The organism is Prauserella marina, from assembly GCF_002240355.1.
Taxonomy (GTDB): Bacteria; Actinomycetota; Actinomycetes; order Mycobacteriales; family Pseudonocardiaceae; genus Prauserella_A; species Prauserella_A marina.
Window position 1 is genome coordinate 2,449,364 of sequence record NZ_CP016353.1, and the last position, 15,988, is coordinate 2,465,351.

Annotated in this window: 15 protein-coding genes; 7 read left to right on the forward strand and 8 right to left on the reverse strand. The window is 69.3% G+C overall.

All coding sequences use genetic code 11. From position 1 onward, the window contains the following. Nucleotides 1-183 precede the first annotated feature (183 nt). On the forward strand, nt 184-2,109 hold the full coding sequence (gene dxs, locus BAY61_RS11335; protein ID WP_091796094.1) for a 1-deoxy-D-xylulose-5-phosphate synthase: 1,926 nt from the start codon (nt 184-186) through the stop codon (nt 2,107-2,109). 10 nt (nt 2,110-2,119) lie between these two features. On the opposite strand, the gene BAY61_RS32825 is transcribed toward dxs, so the two are convergent. Further along, the gene (locus BAY61_RS32825) at nt 2,120-2,311 is read right to left on the reverse strand and encodes a hypothetical protein (protein ID WP_143021315.1); all 192 of its coding nucleotides are present in this window, start codon (nt 2,309-2,311) and stop codon (nt 2,120-2,122) included. Nucleotides 2,312-2,705: 394 nt separating this feature from the next. Between BAY61_RS32825 and BAY61_RS11340 the strand changes: the two genes are divergently transcribed. Genes BAY61_RS11340 through BAY61_RS11350 form a run of 3 tightly spaced genes read left to right on the forward strand, consistent with a single transcriptional unit; the run spans nt 2,706 to nt 5,376 of the window. Beyond that, nucleotides 2,706-3,401 (forward strand): response regulator transcription factor, encoded by a 696-nt coding sequence (locus BAY61_RS11340; protein WP_170140037.1) that lies wholly within the window; start codon nt 2,706-2,708, stop codon nt 3,399-3,401. Beyond that, on the forward strand, nt 3,398-4,534 hold the full coding sequence (locus tag BAY61_RS11345; protein ID WP_170140036.1) for a sensor histidine kinase: 1,137 nt from the start codon (nt 3,398-3,400) through the stop codon (nt 4,532-4,534). Before BAY61_RS11340 ends, BAY61_RS11345 begins: the two co-directional genes overlap by 4 nt. A gap of 17 nt (nt 4,535-4,551) precedes the next feature. Continuing rightward, a complete protein-coding gene (locus BAY61_RS11350; protein WP_091796097.1) occupies nt 4,552-5,376 on the forward strand; it encodes an aldo/keto reductase in 825 nt (274 codons plus the stop codon). A 36-nt stretch (nt 5,377-5,412) separates the two neighbouring features. On the opposite strand, the gene BAY61_RS11355 is transcribed toward BAY61_RS11350, so the two are convergent. From BAY61_RS11355 to BAY61_RS11375, 5 genes are all read right to left on the reverse strand, one after another. Further along, the gene (locus BAY61_RS11355; protein WP_091796100.1) at nt 5,413-7,521 is read right to left on the reverse strand and encodes a 3-hydroxyacyl-CoA dehydrogenase NAD-binding domain-containing protein; all 2,109 of its coding nucleotides are present in this window, start codon (nt 7,519-7,521) and stop codon (nt 5,413-5,415) included. Next, entirely contained in the window at nt 7,518-8,708 is a 1,191-nt protein-coding gene (locus tag BAY61_RS11360; RefSeq protein ID WP_091798705.1) for a thiolase family protein, read from the reverse strand. The genes BAY61_RS11355 and BAY61_RS11360 overlap by 4 nt, the downstream gene beginning before the upstream one ends. A gap of 121 nt (nt 8,709-8,829) precedes the next feature. Beyond that, on the reverse strand, nt 8,830-10,071 hold the full coding sequence (locus BAY61_RS11365) for a ribonuclease D (protein ID WP_091796105.1): 1,242 nt from the start codon (nt 10,069-10,071) through the stop codon (nt 8,830-8,832). Between the two features lie 65 nt (nt 10,072-10,136). Further along, nucleotides 10,137-10,853 carry a response regulator transcription factor gene (locus BAY61_RS11370; RefSeq protein WP_091796107.1) on the reverse strand — a complete coding sequence of 239 codons (717 nt, stop codon included), beginning with the start codon at nt 10,851-10,853 and terminating at the stop codon, nt 10,137-10,139. A gap of 401 nt (nt 10,854-11,254) precedes the next feature. After that, on the reverse strand, nt 11,255-11,818 hold the full coding sequence (locus BAY61_RS11375; protein ID WP_170140035.1) for a DUF3000 domain-containing protein: 564 nt from the start codon (nt 11,816-11,818) through the stop codon (nt 11,255-11,257). A gap of 162 nt (nt 11,819-11,980) precedes the next feature. On the opposite strand from BAY61_RS11375, the gene hemE reads away from it, so the two are divergent. Genes hemE through hemQ form a run of 3 tightly spaced genes read left to right on the forward strand, consistent with a single transcriptional unit; the run spans nt 11,981 to nt 15,198 of the window. Continuing rightward, on the forward strand, nt 11,981-13,051 hold the full coding sequence (gene hemE / locus BAY61_RS11380) for a uroporphyrinogen decarboxylase (protein WP_245865999.1): 1,071 nt from the start codon (nt 11,981-11,983) through the stop codon (nt 13,049-13,051). 43 nt (nt 13,052-13,094) lie between these two features. Then, complete coding sequence (hemG, locus tag BAY61_RS11385) at nt 13,095-14,501, forward strand: protoporphyrinogen oxidase (RefSeq protein WP_091796114.1); 1,407 nt, start codon at nt 13,095-13,097, stop codon at nt 14,499-14,501. A gap of 4 nt (nt 14,502-14,505) precedes the next feature. Beyond that, nucleotides 14,506-15,198, forward strand: a complete 693-nt coding sequence (gene hemQ / locus BAY61_RS11390) for a hydrogen peroxide-dependent heme synthase (RefSeq protein ID WP_091796118.1) — start codon at nt 14,506-14,508, stop codon at nt 15,196-15,198. A 30-nt stretch (nt 15,199-15,228) separates the two neighbouring features. On the opposite strand, the gene msrB is transcribed toward hemQ, so the two are convergent. Both msrB and BAY61_RS11400 read right to left on the reverse strand, forming a co-directional pair. Then, nucleotides 15,229-15,657 (reverse strand): peptide-methionine (R)-S-oxide reductase MsrB, encoded by a 429-nt coding sequence (gene msrB / locus BAY61_RS11395; RefSeq protein WP_091796121.1) that lies wholly within the window; start codon nt 15,655-15,657, stop codon nt 15,229-15,231. Between the two features lie 10 nt (nt 15,658-15,667). Further along, nucleotides 15,668-15,967 (reverse strand): hypothetical protein, encoded by a 300-nt coding sequence (locus BAY61_RS11400; protein WP_091796905.1) that lies wholly within the window; start codon nt 15,965-15,967, stop codon nt 15,668-15,670. Nucleotides 15,968-15,988 lie beyond the last annotated feature (21 nt).

Genomic DNA, 15,988 nt, shown 5'->3' on the forward strand with positions numbered 1-15,988 from the left:
TCGGTGAGGCGCGGTTGCCGTCACATCCAGTGAGAATGCCCTCATCCGCGTGGCCAGGTGAGCCGGGTGGCCCACCGGGCAAAACCGTGCGGTGGTTGCCGGATGCGGTGCCGATTTCCGCTGTCTCCTAGACTTGTTCGACAGCCCTGTATCGATGGGTGAGGCGAACAGGTGAGGTGAAACGTGACGCTGCTGGAGTCCGTGCGTGAACCGGCTGACTTGAAGCGGATGAACCACGATCAGCTCGGCGTTCTCGCCGGCGAGATCAGGCAGTTCCTCGTGGACAAGGTGTGCAAGACCGGTGGGCATCTCGGCCCCAACCTCGGCGTCGTCGAGTTGACGCTCGCGCTGCACAGGGTCTTCGACTCACCTGCCGACGCGATCCTCTTCGACGTCGGGCACCAGGCGTACGTGCACAAGATCGTCACCGGCCGCGCGGATGGTTTCGACCAGCTTCGCCAGCAGGGCGGCATCGCGGGCTATCCGGCGAGGTCCGAGAGCGAGCACGACGTCATCGAGAACAGCCACGCCTCGACGGCACTGTCCTATGCCGATGGCCTCGCGTCGGCGTTCCAGCTCGCGGGTGGCGGACGTCATGCCGTCGCGGTCGTCGGCGATGGCGCGCTCACCGGTGGCATGTGCTGGGAGGCGCTGAACAACATCGCGGCCAAACCGGACCATCCGGTCGTCCTCGTCGTCAACGACAACGGCCGGTCGTATTCGCCGACGATCGGCGGCCTCGCCGAACACCTCGCCTCGCTGCGCCTTCGCCCCGGCTACGAGCGGCTGCTCGACGGTGGCAGGGAGTTGTTGCAGCACACGCCCGTCGTCGGCAAGCCGTTGTACACCGCGCTGCACGCCGCGAAGGCCGGTATCAAGGACGCGCTCAGCCCGCAGGTGATGTTCTCCGACCTCGGGCTCAAGTACTTCGGCCCGGTCGACGGACACGATCTCGCCGCGCTGGAGAAGGCGTTGCACAGCGCGAGGACCTTCGGTGGTCCGGTCATCGTGCACGTGGTCACCGAGAAGGGGCATGGTTACCCGCCGGCGGTGAACCACGAGGCCGATCAGATGCACCAGACCGATCCGGTCGACCCGCGGACTGGGCTTCCCCCTGTGAAGGGGCCGAGCTGGACGTCGGTGTTCGGCAAGGAACTGGTGCGGCTGGGGGCCGAACGGGACGATCTGGTTGCGGTCACGGCGGCGATGCTGCGCTCCACCGGGTTGCACGCCTTCGCCGAGGCCCATCCCGATCGCTGGTTCGACGTCGGTATCGCCGAGCAGCACGCGGTGACCTCGGCCGCGGGTCTCGCGACGGCGGGCCTGCACCCGGTGGTCGCGGTGTACTCGACGTTCCTGAACAGGGCGTTCGACCAGGTGCTGATGGATGTCGCCCTGCACGAGCTGCCGGTCACGCTCGTGCTCGACCGCGCGGGTATCACCGGTCCCGACGGCCCCAGCCATCACGGCATGTGGGATCTGTCCCTGCTGGGCATGGTTCCCGGAATGCGGGTGGCGGCGCCGAGGGACGCCGAGACGCTGCGGGAGGAGTTGCGAGAGGCCGTCGCCGTCGGCGACGGGCCGACCGCGCTGCGGTTCTCGCGGGGCAGCGTCATCGAGTCCGTCCCCGCCGTGGAGCGGCTCGGCACCGTGGACGTCCTGCGGTCCGGTGAGGACGACGACGTGCTGCTCGTGGCGGTCGGTGCCTTCGGAGGGCTCGGGCTCGCCGTCGCCGACCGGCTCGCCGACCAGGGCATCGGCGTGACGGTCGTCGACCCGCGCTGGGTGCTTCCGGTGCCGGAGGAACTGACCGGGCTCGCGCGGCGGCACCGGCTCGTGGTGACGGTCGAGGACAGCGGGCGGCACGGTGGATTCGGGTCCGCGTTCGCGTCGGTTCTGCGGGACGCCGACTGTGATGTTCCGTTGCGGGACATCGGTGTGCCGCAACGGTTCCACGCGCAGGGCACGCGCGACGAGGTGCTCAGCGAGGTGGGGCTGACGGCGCAGGACGTGGCGCGCCGGATCACCGAATGGGCCGCGACGCGGATCGGCGGGCAGCAGGCCCCGGAGGGCGCGGCCGTCGAGACGACTCAGTCCACACAGGACTGACCACCTCGGTTCACGGCCGGTCCGGCCGGTCTTCCCGCCACCGGGCCGCGCCGGGCACGGTGGCGGGCGGGAGGCTGAGGTCGGCGTAGAGGCAGTGGTAAAGCCGTCCGACGTAGTGGCCGATGTCCTGCTCTTCCCGGTCGGGAACGTCGGCGGGGGTGGGGCATGGTTCGCCGTGTTCGGTCATCTCGCGGCCTCTCATCCGGAATCACCGGACGGTGGTATCACAGAAGCGGCCCTGGAATGGGAGATCCGGCAAATTCACATATGTGCGCTGTTCCGTTTCGGGAAGCGGTGAGCCCACACACGTGGACGATGCCGGTGCTCCGTATGGCGCAACGGATGCGGCACTTTGCCGCCCGGCGCCGGGGGAATTTCCGCATTGTCCACAATGGATTCATTCGGGGTGTCGGCTGGTGAAATACCCGGCTCCGCGTCCGGCGGCCCGGTTGGTTCGCCGGGCTCAGGGCGACCCCGCCCGTGTCACCCCCGGAGGGGTCCGGGGGAGTGGATCCGAGGCTGCCGCCGAACCCGCATAGAATGACTACACATTCTTCACATAGGCACTTCTCAGGAAATTGTGACACGGTGTTGACGTGCGGGTATTGGTAGTCGAAGACGAGGAACCGCTGGCCGAGGCGATCGCGCGCGGCCTGCGGCGAGAGGGCATGGCCGTCGACGTCGCCCTCAATGGTGACGACGGGCACGAGAAGGCGTCCATCACGCGGTACGACGTGGTGCTGCTCGACCGGGATCTGCCGGGTATGTCCGGCGACGAGCTCTGCAAGGAGATCGTCACGTCCGGCGAGCTGACCAGAGTGCTCATGCTCACCGCGAGTGGTGCGGTGTCCGACCGTGTCGAGGGCCTGTCCCTCGGTGCCGACGACTATCTCGCCAAGCCGTTCGCGTTCCCCGAGCTGGTGGCGAGGGTCCGGGCGCTCGGCAGGAGAGCGACTCCCGCCGCCCCGCCGGTGCTGACCGCGGGCGATGTCGAACTCGACCCCTCGAAACGCACCGTGCGCAGGTCGGGTGAGCTGGTCGAGCTGACCCGCAAGGAGTTCGGGGTGCTTGAGGTGCTGCTCTCGGCGGGTGGCGCGGTCGTCAGCAGCGAAGACCTGCTCGAACGCGTGTGGGACGAGAACGCCGACCCCTTCACCACCACGGTGCGGGTCACCGTGATGACCCTGCGCAAGAAGCTCGGTGAGCCCGGCATCATCGAGACGGTGGTTGGCTCGGGTTATCGGGTGCCGGGCTCCAGCACGAGTTCGGGATCTGGTTCGCTCAGCGGGTGAGCCCGTGGCGAGGCATCCCCGCGCGCAGTCTGCGGGCCAGAATCACCGTGCTTGCCACCGGGCTGGTCGCGGTGGTCAGTCTCCTGCTGTTGTGGCTGGCGTGGACACTCGTCGGTGACGCGGTCTCCGCGGTGCCGCAGATGCCGCCTGGCACCGTGGTGCGGGTCGACGGCGTCGACGTCGAAGCCACCGCGCTGGCCGACTACCTGCGGGAGCATGCCACCCGCAGGGTGCTCATCGCCGGTGCCGCCGCGTTCTGTTTCGTCGTCGCGGCGGCGGGCATTCTCGCCTGGACCTTCACCTCGCGCGTGCTGCTGCCGCTGAGGGAGATCACCGGCACGGCACAGCGGCTTTCGGTCGAATCGCTCGGCGAGCGCATCGGTGAGATCAGCACGCGGGACGAACTGGCCGAACTGGCGCATACGTTCGACGCGATGCTCGACCGGCTCCAGGCCGCGTTCGAGGCGCAGCGGCACTTCGTCGCCAATGCCAGCCACGAGCTGCGCACCCCGTTGTCGGTGATCCGCACGGAACTGGACGTGACGCTGTCCGACGAGCACGCCGACGAGGCCGAATTGCGCAGGATGGCCGCCGTGGTGCGGGACGCGACCGAACGCGCCGAACAGCTTGTCGGCTCGCTGTTGCTGCTGGCTCGCACCGATGGCGCGGGGCTGATGCTGACCGAGCAGGTCGACCTCGCCGGTGTCGTCGACAGCGCGTGGCGCGCTGTCGAGGCCGAGGCGGGAAAGCGGGCCGTGCGCGCGGAGTTCCACACCGCGCGGGCCAAGACCGTCGGCGATTCCGCGTTGCTGGAGCGGGTGGCGGGCAACCTGCTGGAGAACGCCGTGCGGCACAACGTGGACGGTGGCTGGCTTGAGGTCACCATCCGGTCCGACGCGAGGTGGGCCACGTTGTCGGTGCGCTCGTCGGGACCGCTCATCGACCCGGCGACGGTCAGCGGGTTGTTCGAACCGTTTCGCAGGGCGGGAGTCGCGCGTACCGCGAGGTCGGGCGCGGGGCTCGGGCTGTCGATCGTGCGGGCGGCCGTGCAGGCACACGGTGGCATCGTCGGCGCCGAACCCGTTGTCGGTGGTGGGCTCTCGGTCACGGTGCGGCTGCCCGTCGCCGGGTAGCGGGTTACCGTCGGGGCATGGTCGATCAGGTCGAACTCAACAACGGCGTCCGCATGCCCCAGCTCGGATTCGGCGTCTACAAGATCCCCGGCGCCGAGGCGACGAGCGCGGTGCTCACCGCGTTCGAAGCCGGCTACAGGAGCATTGACACCGCGACCTTGTACCGAAACGAGCGTGCCGTCGGCGAAGCCGTCACCACCTCAGGTCTGCCGCGTGAGGAGGTGTTCCTCACCACCAAGCTGTGGAACACCGATCAGGGCCACGACGCCGCGCTGGCCGCTTTCGATGCGAGCCTGCGGGAACTCGGCCTCGACTACGTCGATCTCTACCTGATCCACTGGCCGGTTCCCAGCCGCGACACCTATGTCGAGACGTGGCGAGCGCTGGAGAAGATCGCGGGGGACGGCAGGGCACGCGCGATCGGGGTCTCGAACTTCCAGATCCCGCATCTCCAGCGGCTGATCGACGAGACGGGAGTCACCCCTGCGGTCAATCAGATCGAACTGCACCCGTGGCTACAGCAGGCGCCGCTGCGGGAATTCCACGCGGCACACGGCATCGCCACCGAGGCGTGGAGCCCCATCGCGCGCGGCGGCACGCGGCTCGACGGCGACGAGGTCATCGGCGCCATCGCCGCGAAACACGGCAAGACACCTGCTCAGGTCGTGTTGCGCTGGCACATCGACCTCGGCACCATCGCGATCCCGAAGTCGGTGACCCCGCGCCGGATCGCCGAGAACTTCGACCTCGACGGCTTCGCGCTCGACGAACCGGACCTGGCGGCCATCGCGGCCCTCGACGAGGGCCTGCGACTCGGCCCCGACCCCGACACCCTCGCCTGAGTCAGGTGCCGCCCGCCGCGGCGGGCGGCACCTGACTCAGCGCTTCGGCACGGAGGCGACCCCCTCGGCGAGGAACGGCGCTTCGGTGACGCGCTGGGACACGCCCGTGCGGTCGAGGTAGGGGGTGATGCCGCCGAGCCAGAACGGCCAGCCCGCGCCGAGGATCAGGCACAGGTCGATGTCCTGCGCCTCGGCCACGACGCCCTCGTCGAGCATGATCCGGATCTCGTCGGCGATCGCGGCGAGCGCGCGGTCGCGCACCTGCTCCGCCGTCGAAGGCCGCTCTCCCCGCTCCCACAACTCCGCGACCTCGGGATCGACGGTCTGGTTGCCCTCGGAGTCCCATTGCCACACCGCGGTCTTGCCCGATCGCACGAACCTGGCGAGGTTGTCGCTGACCGGGAACCGGTCGGGGAACGCCTCGTGCAGCGTCTCTCCGACGTGCAGCGCGATGGCAGGCCCCACGAGCTGCATCAGCACCAGCGGCGACATGGGGAGGCCGAGTGGGTCGAGCGCGTTGTCGGCCACCTCGAAGGGCGTTCCCTCGTCGACGGCGGTCAGTACTTCGCCGAGGAAGCGCAGCAGCAGCCTGTTGACCACGAACGCGGGCGCGTCCTGAACGAGCACGCTCGACTTCTTCAGTTGCTTGCCGAGCGCGAACGCGGTGGCGAGGCTCGCGTCGTCGGTGTGCTCGGCGCGCACGATCTCCAGCAGCGGCATCACGGCCACCGGGTTGAAGAAGTGGAAGCCGACGACCCGTTCGGGGTGCTGGAGCTTGGAGGCCATCTCCGTGATCGACAGCGACGAGGTGTTGGTCGCCAGAATCGTCTCCGGCCGCACGTGCTCTTCGAGTTCGGCGAACACCTGCTGCTTGACGCCCATGTTCTCGAAGACGGCCTCGATCACGAAGTCGGCGTCGGCGAAAGCGGCCTTGTCGAGCGAACCGGACACCAGTGCGGTGAGCCGGTTGGCCTCGTCGGGCGAGATCCGCTTCTTGCCGAGCAGCTTGTCGATCTCACCGTGCACATAGGACACGCCGTTGTCGATTCTCGACTGGTCGACGTCGGTGAGGACGACGGGAACCTTGAGCCTGCGCACGAACAACAGCGCCATCTGGCTCGCCATGAGCCCCGCTCCGACGACACCGACCTTGCCGACCGGTCTCGCCAGTCCCCGGTCCGGCGCACCGGCAGGCCGCTTCGCGCGCTTGTTGACGAGGTTGAACGAGTACAGCCCGGCGCGGAGGGTGTCGGACAGCAGCAGCTCGGCGAGCGCCTCGGTCTCGGCGGCGTAGCCGGTGCCGAGGTCGGCCTCACGGGCAAGCGCGAGCAGTTCGACGGCTTTGCTGGCGCCGGGGGAGGCGCCCTTGGTCTTGCCGTCGACGAGCGAGGTGGCCCGCGCGATGGCGGCATCCCAGGCCCGGCCCCTTTCGATCTCGCGGCGGTGCGGCCTCACCTCGCCGCGCACGACCTTGGCCAGCCACAGCAGCGACTGTTCGAGGAAGTCGGCCGAGCCGAACAGTTCGTCGACGATGCCGAGCTCAGCGGCCCGCGCTGGTTTGAGCATCCGGTTCTGATTGAGCGCGTTCTCGACGATGACGGTCACGGCGTCGTCGGCGCCGATGAGGTTCGGCAGCAGCTGGGTTCCGCCCCAGCCTGGGAAAAGACCGAGGAAGACCTCGGGAAAGGAGATCGCGGCCGCGTTGTCGGCAAGGGTGCGGAAATGGCAGGACAACGCCAATTCGAGGCCGCCGCCCATGACCGCGCCGTTGACGAACGCGAACGTGGGGATGTCCGATTCGGTGAGCTTGCGGAACACCTCGTGCCCCGTCTCGGCGATCAGGTGCGCCACCTCGGGGTCGGCGATCTGCTCGACACCGGAGAGGTCGGCGCCCACCGCGAAGACGAACGGCTTGCCGGTGACCGCGATCGCGACCGGTTCCGCGGCGAATGCCTGCTCGATCGCGGTGTTCAGGCTCACCAGGCCCTGTGGGCCGAATGTCGAGGGCCTGGTGTGGTCGTGGCCGTTGTCGATGGTGATCAGCGCGACCCGGCCGGCAAGGCCGGGTACGGAGACCAGCCGGGTGACGGCGCTGGTCACGACCTCGTCGGGGAACGCTGCCTCGGCTTGCTCAGCGGTAATCACTTGTGTCCCTCCCAGGCGGGGTTCTCCCAGATGACCGTTCCGCCCATGCCGATACCGATGCACATGGTGGTGATGCCGTACCTCACGTCGGGGCGCTCGGCGAACTGGCGCGAGAGCTGCGTCATGAGCCGCACGCCCGAGGAGGCCAGCGGGTGACCACAGGCGATGGCCCCGCCCCACGGGTTGACCCTCGGGTCCTCCTGGTCGATGCCGAAGTGGTCGAGGAAGGCGAGCACCTGGACCGCGAACGCCTCGTTGATCTCGAAAAGCCCGATGTCGGAAATCGAAAGCCCCGCCTTGGCCAGCGCCTTCTCCGTCGCGGGGACCGGGCCGACGCCCATCACCTCGGGGTCGACACCGGCGAAGGCGTAGCCGACCAGCCGCATGCCGACCGGAAGCCCGAGTTCGCGGGCGGTGTTCTCCTCGGCGAGGATCGCGCCGGTCGCCCCGTCGTTGAGCCCTGCCGCGTTGCCCGCGGTGACCCTTCCGTGCGGCCGGAACGGAGTCTTGAGCCCGGCCAGCCCTTCCAGCGTCGTGCCGGGACGAGGGGGCTCGTCCTCGGTGGCCAGCCCCCAGCCCAGCTCGGGGTGCCGCGTGGCGACCGGCACCAGCTCGGGCCCGATCCTGCCTCGCTTCACGGCGTCGGCGAACCGCTCCTGACTGTTCACGGCGAAACTGTCGGCGCGCTGCCTGGTGATCGCGGGGAACCGGTCGTGAAGGTTCTCCGCCGTTTGACCCATGACCAGCGCGGAAGGATCGACGAGCTTGTCGGTGAGGAAACGGGGGTTGGGGTCGACGCCCTCGCCCATGGGATGACGGCCCATGTGCTCGACGCCGCCCGCGATGACGACGTCGTAGGCACCGAACGCGATGCCGCCTGCCGTGGTGGTGACCGCGGTCATCGCGCCGGCGCACATGCGGTCGATGGCGAAGCCGGGTACCGACTTGGGGAGCCCGGCGAGCAGCGCGGCCGTGCGGCCGATGGTCAGTCCCTGATCGCCGGTCTGCGTGGTAGCGGCGACGGCGACGTCGTCGATGCGTTCGGGAGGAAGTCCGGGATGCCTGCGCAGCAGTTCGCGGATGACCTTGACAATGAGGTCGTCGGCGCGGGTGCTGGCGTAGATCCCCTTGTCGCCGGCCTTGCCGAACGGAGTTCGGACCCCTTCGACGAAAGCCACGTTGCGCACAGGTGCGGCCACAGGGTGCTCCTTCGCGGATGTCGATGACGAGATACCGCACGATAACCCTTGTTACCGATCGGTAACCGCCATCGTACCCCTGACGAGTGGCCGCGAAGGGGGGCCGTCGTCACGCCTGAACGTGCAGGGCTTTGCTGATCTCGTTCGCGGTCAGCTCGATCTGCCACGGCCGGGCGCCGTGCTCGGCCAGTACGGCGGCGACCCCCTCGGGGGAGCGGTCGTCGGGCGGCCGCCAGCAGGTGCGCCGCAGCAGGTCGGGAAGCAGCAGGTTCTCCACGGGTAGCCGGTGATGCTCGGCGATGCCGGTCAGCGCCGCCCGTGCCGCCGCGAGCCGGGCCGCCGCGTCGGGGTCCTTGTCGGCCCACCGGTTGGGTGGAGGCGGTCCGTCGTTGGGCACCGACGGGCTCGGTAGCTCGCTCTGCGGGAGGGTGCGCGAGGCCTGCAAGTGCCGCAGCCAGTTGCTGGTGTATCTGCGCTGCACCCTGCCACCGAACACCGGTAGTGCTTGCAGGTCGGTCGCGGTACGCGCGTCGGAGAGCACCGCGTTGACGATGGCGCTGTCCGGCAGGATCCGGCTCGGAGCCCGGTCACGCTTGCGGGCCAGCTCGTCACGGGCCTCCCACAGCGCCCTGACCGCGGCGAGTCCCCGCGCGGTGCGGATCTTGTGGATGCCCGAGGTCCGCCGCCATGGCTCGGCCCTCGGCGCGGGGGCCGGAGCGAGCCGGACGGCTTCGAACTCCTGCCGCGCCCACTCCAGCTTGCCCTGTGCCGACAGCTCTGCTTCCAGTTTCTCCCGCAGCGGGACCAGCAGCTCGACGTCCAGCGCCGCGTAGTTGAGCCAGTCCTGCGGAAGGGGCCGCTTCGACCAGTCGGCGGCGCTGTGGCCTTTTTCGAGCTGGTAGCCGAGTAGTGCCTCGACGAGCGTGCCCAGCGCGACGCGCTCGTATCCGGCGAGGCGTCCGGCCAGCTCGGTGTCGAAAAGCGAAGGCGGGCGCAGGTCCAGTTCGTCAAGGCACGGCAGGTCCTGGGACGCGGCGTGCAGCACCCACTCGGTCGTGCCGAGCACGTCGGCCAGAGGCGCGAGCTCGTCGCGAAGCGGAATGGGATCGACGAGGAACGTGCCGGCGCCCTCGCGCCGGATCTGCACCAGGTATGCCTTCGGCCAGTACCGGTAGCCGGACGCGCGCTCGGTGTCCACGGCGACGGAGCCGCTTCCCTCGGCCAGCCGCCGACACGCCTCGCGTAGCGCGGCGACATCGGCGACGACCGGTGGGGTACCCCCAGCGGGTTCGGTGAGCGGTATGGGCGCAGACTCCTCCGGCACCTCGGAGCCGTGATCTGCGTTTTCCACAGGAATGAACCCTACGGGACGGGCATGCCGTGTCTGGCCCGCCCGCCCCGTAGGACCCTCTGTAACTAGCGGATGACGCCGGCACGCATGGCCAGCGCCACCATTTGTGCCCGGTCACCGGTGCCGAGCTTGCGCCCGATGCGCGAGAGGTGAGACTTCACCGTCAGCGCCGAGAGGCTCAGCTCTTCACCGATCTCCTTGTTCGACTGGCCGTCGGCGACGAGTTGCAGCACCTCGACCTCGCGAGCTGACAGCTCACGCGGCGTGTTGTCGGTGCCGGCGACCCTGGTGCCGGTGGCCAGTACGGGTGCCACGCTCGGGTCGGCGTATACGCCGCCCTCCAGCACCCTGCGGACACCGTCGGTGACGACCACCGGCGATGCCGATTTGAGGAGATAAGCCTGGGCGCCCGCCTGGAACGCCGAGCGGACCGCATAAGGGTCGTCGGACGAAGCCAGCACGACTACCCGGGGCCAGCCGCTGCTGCGGAGCTCCGTGACCAGTTCGATGCCACTGCCGTCCGGCAGTCCGAGGTCGAGAATCGCCAGGTCGCACGGCCCTGTGGCCGCCGCCCTCGCGCGCGCCTCGGCCACCGTGGCGGCCTCGTGTACTGTGCCGGCGCCCATCTGCGCCAGTCGTGCGGCAATCGCCTCCCTCAACAGCGGGTGGTCATCGACCACCAGCACGGAAAACAACTCTTCCCGCGGATGCGGAACCATGCTCGCCGGCAACGCACCGGCTGGCGTGGAACGAACGGCCTGTGAAAAGCCGACGGCAGCCACGTCACTACCTCCCTGGAGTCGGTCGTGCCCCCCGACCGGCACCGGGACTTTCGGCCAATCAGCCGCGCCAGCTTTAGACCGAAAGTGGTGTCGTGGGATGCACTTTAGCCGCCCGAGTGGGTCAGTGGGGCGATCGAAGAGGTATCTATCCCGATCGGGTAGTTACCCCGTGCGGCTGGTGTAGCACGTTCGGGTCAATACACGCCCCGTGGTTAACGCATCGCGCAGCGATACCGATGTAACAGGTTTACGCACGTCAATCAGGGCGTGCAGACGCCGCGTGCAGCCGCCGGAGGGCCGCCTCAAGGGCGGTCGGATACGGCGGAAATCGGGGGAGTGAAGGCTCTCGCGGAGGATGTCAGATCGCGAAGGAAGACCCGTCGGAGGGGTTCAGTGGGTCTTCAGAGGGACTGTCGCTGTTCAAACATGGTTACTCCAACCGGGGGAAGGCCGACGTAACTCGACATGAGTTGACAGAACGCCTCCCCGTGGGGTGCGAGATCCGCGTCGTCAGGCGTCCAGGACGCCCTCAGTTCGAGATCGTCGGTGCGGGTCGGTCCGGCGATGTCGCCGAATCTCGCCGAGGACGTTTCGGTGACCGTCCCGCCGAGTGTCGACCAGGACGCCCCCGATGCCTCCAGCGCGTCGGTGAGCCACGACCAGCCGACGGCGGGGAGGAAGGGGTCGGTCGCCAGTTCCCTGTCGAGACCGGCCCGCACGTACACGACCAGCCGGAAGACCCCGTTCCAGGCTTCCTGGCCCTCGGGGTCGTACAGCAGCACCAGCCTTCCCGACGCCTTCACGTCGCCGGGCCCCACGGTTTCGCAGCCCAGTGCGTAGGCCCACGGCGCGAGCCGCTGCGGGGCCCTGATGGGTTCGAGGGTCACCTCCGGCCGGGGACGCACGGACTGAAGTGCTGCTACGGCGGCGTGGAACTCCTCTGGCGCCTGGGTCATGGCGGTCACCGCCCGACTGTAAGCCGCCACCCGTACGGCACCGGCATGGACGCGCCGAGAAAAGGGCTTCGATCAGGTCGTGGCACGATAACGATGATGACAATTCCCCCGACACCCGCTTCCCCGGCGCTTGACCCTTCGGCGCCGGCTGTTTCTCCCTCCGGTTCGCCCGTGCCCGGTTCGCCGGGTTCCCCGGCAGCCGCGCGCCGGGACCTCGCGGAGGCCCCGTTGCTGGTCGCCGCGCGCGGGGGCACCCCGAGCCACCTTCCGGTCTGGTTCATGCGCCAGGCGGGGCGCTCGCTGCCGGAGTACCGCTCGCTACGCGAGGGCGTGCCGATGATGCGGGCCTGCTTCGATCCGGCGCTGCTCGCCGAGATCACCATGCAGCCGGTGCGCAGGCACGGCGTCGACGCCGCGATCCTGTTCTCCGACATCGTCGTGCCACTGTTCGCCGCCGGGGTCGCGGTGGACATCGTGCCGGGCACCGGCCCTGTCGTCGCGGAGCCGATCAGGACCGCGAAGGCCGTCGCCGAGCTGCCCGGGCTGAGCGCCGGCCAGGTCGAGCCCGTCACCGACGGGATCGCGCTGCTGCTGAGGGAACTGGGCGAGACGCCGCTGATCGGTTTCGCGGGCGCGCCGTTCACGCTGGCCTCCTACCTCATTGAGGGGGGACCGAGCCGCAACCACGAGCACACCAAGGCGCTCATGCACGCCGAGCCCGAGCTGTGGCACGCGCTCGCGGACAAGCTCGCCGACGTCACCCTCGCGTTCCTGCGGGCACAGCTCGACGCGGGCGTCGACGCGGTCCAGCTCTTCGATTCCTGGGCGGGCGCGCTGTCGCGGCGCGACTACCGTGAATTCGTGTTCCCGCACTCGGCCAAGGTGCTTGCCGGTGTCGCCGGGTACGGCGTGCCCCGCATCCACTTCGGCGTCGGCACCGGGGAGCTGCTGCCCGCGATGAGAGAAGCGGGCGCGGACGTCGTCGGTGTCGACTGGAGGATTCCGCTCGACGAGGCGACCAGCAGGCTCACCGAGGCCACCGGCACGGCTCCCGTCGTGCAGGGCAACCTCGATCCGGCGCTGCTGATGGCGTCGTGGCCGGTCATCGAGGCCGAGGTACGGCGCATCGCCGATGAGGGCAAGGCGGCGAGGGGCCACATCTTCAACCTCGGGCACGGTGTGCTGCCCGAGACCGATCCCACTGTGCTGACGAGAGTCGTCGAACTCGTCCACAGTCTGTAAGGAACCAGTACCAGCCGGGGTAGAGACCTGTGAGGATGCCGTCATGCTGAGAGTCGCGGTTGTCGGTGGCGGGATCTCCGGGTTGACCGCCGCCTACCGGTTGCGCAGGGAGCTGGGCGGGCAGGCCGTCATCACGGTGTGCGAGTCGACGGGTGAGCTCGGCGGCAAGCTGCACACGGCGGAACTCGCGGGAATGCCCTTCGACGTCGGAGCGGAGGCGTTCCTGGCGCGCAGGCCGGAAGGTGTGGTGCTCGCGGGGGATCTCGGTCTTTCCGACGAGCTGGTGCACCCGAGCGGGGCCTCCGCGACGGTGCGCGCTGGCGGGGCTACCCGGCCGCTGCCATCCGGCACGGTGATGGGGGTGCCCTCGTCGGCGGAGGCACTTACCGGGCTGCTGTCCGAGGAGGGCGGCAGGACCGCCGCCTCGGAACCGCAACTGCCCCGGCTGGAGCTGCCGCCAGGCGACCTTTCCCTCGGCGCGCTGCTGCGCGGCCGTTTCGGCGACGAACTCGTCGACCGGCTCGTCGACCCGTTGCTTGGCGGTGTCTACGCGGGGGGAGCCGACGGGCTCGGCTTGCGGGCCACTCTTCCCGCGATCGCCGACGCCATCGACGACGGCGCTGGCTCGCTCACCGAGGCGGCGGCCAGGCAGATTCCGGAGAAGCCCTCGGCGAGGCCGGTTTTCGCGACGTTGACCGGCGGCCTGCAAACGCTCATCACGCGGCTCACCGAGGAAGCGAAACCGATGCTGCGGCTCGGCGAGCCGGTGCGCGCGCTCGCCAGGAGGCCCGAAGGCGGCTGGCGGCTGAGCTTCGGCGCGGCCACCGAATCGCACGCCCCAGCCGACTCGCGACTCGACGTCGACGCGGTCGTGCTCGCGGTGCCGGCGCCCGCCGCCGCCAAATTGCTTGCCGACGAGGTGCCTGCCGCCGCGGCCGCGTTCGCCGGTGTCGAGCTCGCCTCCATGGCCGTCGTGGCGCTCGCCCTGCCACCGGGAACCGAACTGCCGAAGAACTCGGGTGTGCTCATCGGCGCCACGGAACGTCGCGCTGACGGGCGCCCGTTCACCGCCAAGGCGTTCACCTTCTCGGCGCGCAAATGGGCGCACCACGCGCCGCCGGGAGCGCCGGTGCTCGTCAGAGGCTCCGTCGGCCGCTTCGGCGACACGGACGGCCTCAGGGCCGACGACGAGGAACTGGCGCGGCTGGTGCGCGCCGATCTCACCGAACTGACCGGCATCACGGCTGAGCCGGTCGACGTGCTCGTGCGGCGCTGGGGAGGCGGTCTTCCGCAGTACGGGGTGGGACACGTCCGCAGGGTGGCCGACATCCGCGCCGCGCTCGCCGGGGTTCCGAGGCTCGCGGTCGCCGGTGCCGCTCTGTACGGCGTCGGCATTCCGGCCTGTATCGCCACCGCGCACGCCGCCGCCCTGCACGTGGTGGGACGATAGGGCCATGGCCCGCCTGAATTACCAAGAACTCAACGACACCATTCGCTACACCGCGTGGTCGGTGTTCAAGGTCGAACCGGGACGGCTCGGTGACGACCGGGGCGACGCGGCGAGGGAGACCACCGACTACCTCGACGCGCTTGAGGGCAAGGGCGTCGTCGTGCGCGGAGTCTACGACGTCGCCGGTCTTCGCGCCGACGCCGACTACCTCATCTGGTGGCACGCCGAGGAAATCGAGCAGATCCAGGCCGCCTACACCGGATTCCGCCGCACCCCGCTTGGCAGGGCGTCGGCACCGGTGTGGAGCCAGGTGGCGCTGCACCGGCCTGCCGAGTTCAACAAGAGCCACATCCCCGCGTTCCTGGCAGGGGAAGAGGCCCGCAAATACATCTGCGTGTACCCGTTCGTCCGCTCCTACGAGTGGTACCTGCTGCCCGACGACGAACGCCGCAAGATGCTTGCCGACCATGGCAAGGAAGCCCGTGACTACCCGGACGTCAGGGCCAACACGGTGTCCTCGTTCGCGCTGGGCGACTACGAGTGGATCCTCGCCTTCGAGGCCGACGAACTGCACCGCATCGTCGACCTCATGCGGCACCTGCGCGGGACGGAGGCTCGGTTGCACGTCCGCGAGGAAACCCCGTTCTACACGGGAACCAAGGTGCAGCCTGGCGAACTGGTGCTCAACCTGCCGTGACGGCGCCGGAGTGCCCGCGGGAAGGGCGGTTCAGCCTTCCCCGGGCACCAGGCGCAGCGCGATCGAGTTGATGCAGTAGCGCTGGTCGGTCGGGGTGGCGTAGCCCTCCCCTTCGAAGACGTGCCCGAGGTGGCTGTCGCACGTGGCGCACAACACCTCGACGCGCCTCATGCCGAGGGACGTGTCCTCGCGCAGGATTACCGCGTCGCTGTCGGAAGGGTCGTAGAACGAGGGCCAGCCGCAATGGCTGTCGAACTTCGTGTCGCTGCGGAACAGTTCGGCGCCACACGCGCGGCACTCGTAGAGCCCCGTCGTCTTGGTGTCGGTGTATTCGCCGGTGAAGGCCGGTTCGGTCGCCGCCTTGCGCAGCACCGCGAACTCGGGGGCCGACAACTCCGCGCGCCACTGCTCCTCGGACTTCTCGACCTTGGCGCGGTTGGTTCCAGTGGCAGGTTCCATGTCTTCGAGGTTACCCGGCCAGCCAGGCGAACAGCCCGGTGATGATGTCCCACGCGGCGAACATGACGCCGACGAGGATCAGGCACACGATCAGTACCGCGACCCACCACCGCAAGCCGCCGGCGCGATTGCTGCCGTCGGCGAAATCGGCGACCCCGCGCAGCGAGCCCTCGATGGTGAACGTGGGATCGGACCGTTGCATCCGGTCGAGGTGCGCGGCGAACTCCTGAGCTTCGGGATCGTCGGGGTCGAGCCCGACGAGGTCGTCCTCGAAGCGCGCGTTGCGCGGGCGTGCGGTGTCCTCGGGCATGCCTCAACGGTAGGCCACCGT

Excerpts from the sequence above, each read along its gene's own strand:
- hemQ (WP_091796118.1), top strand. The coding sequence starts at position 14,506 with ATGGCCCGCCTGAATTACCAAGAACTCAACGACACCATTCGCTACACC.
- msrB (WP_091796121.1), bottom strand. The coding sequence starts at position 15,657 with ATGGAACCTGCCACTGGAACCAACCGCGCCAAGGTCGAGAAGTCCGAG.
- BAY61_RS11350 (WP_091796097.1), top strand. The coding sequence starts at position 4,552 with ATGGTCGATCAGGTCGAACTCAACAACGGCGTCCGCATGCCCCAGCTC.
- hemG (WP_091796114.1), top strand. The coding sequence starts at position 13,095 with ATGCTGAGAGTCGCGGTTGTCGGTGGCGGGATCTCCGGGTTGACCGCC.
- BAY61_RS32825 (WP_143021315.1), bottom strand. The coding sequence starts at position 2,311 with ATGAGAGGCCGCGAGATGACCGAACACGGCGAACCATGCCCCACCCCC.
- BAY61_RS11400 (WP_091796905.1), bottom strand. The coding sequence starts at position 15,967 with ATGCCCGAGGACACCGCACGCCCGCGCAACGCGCGCTTCGAGGACGAC.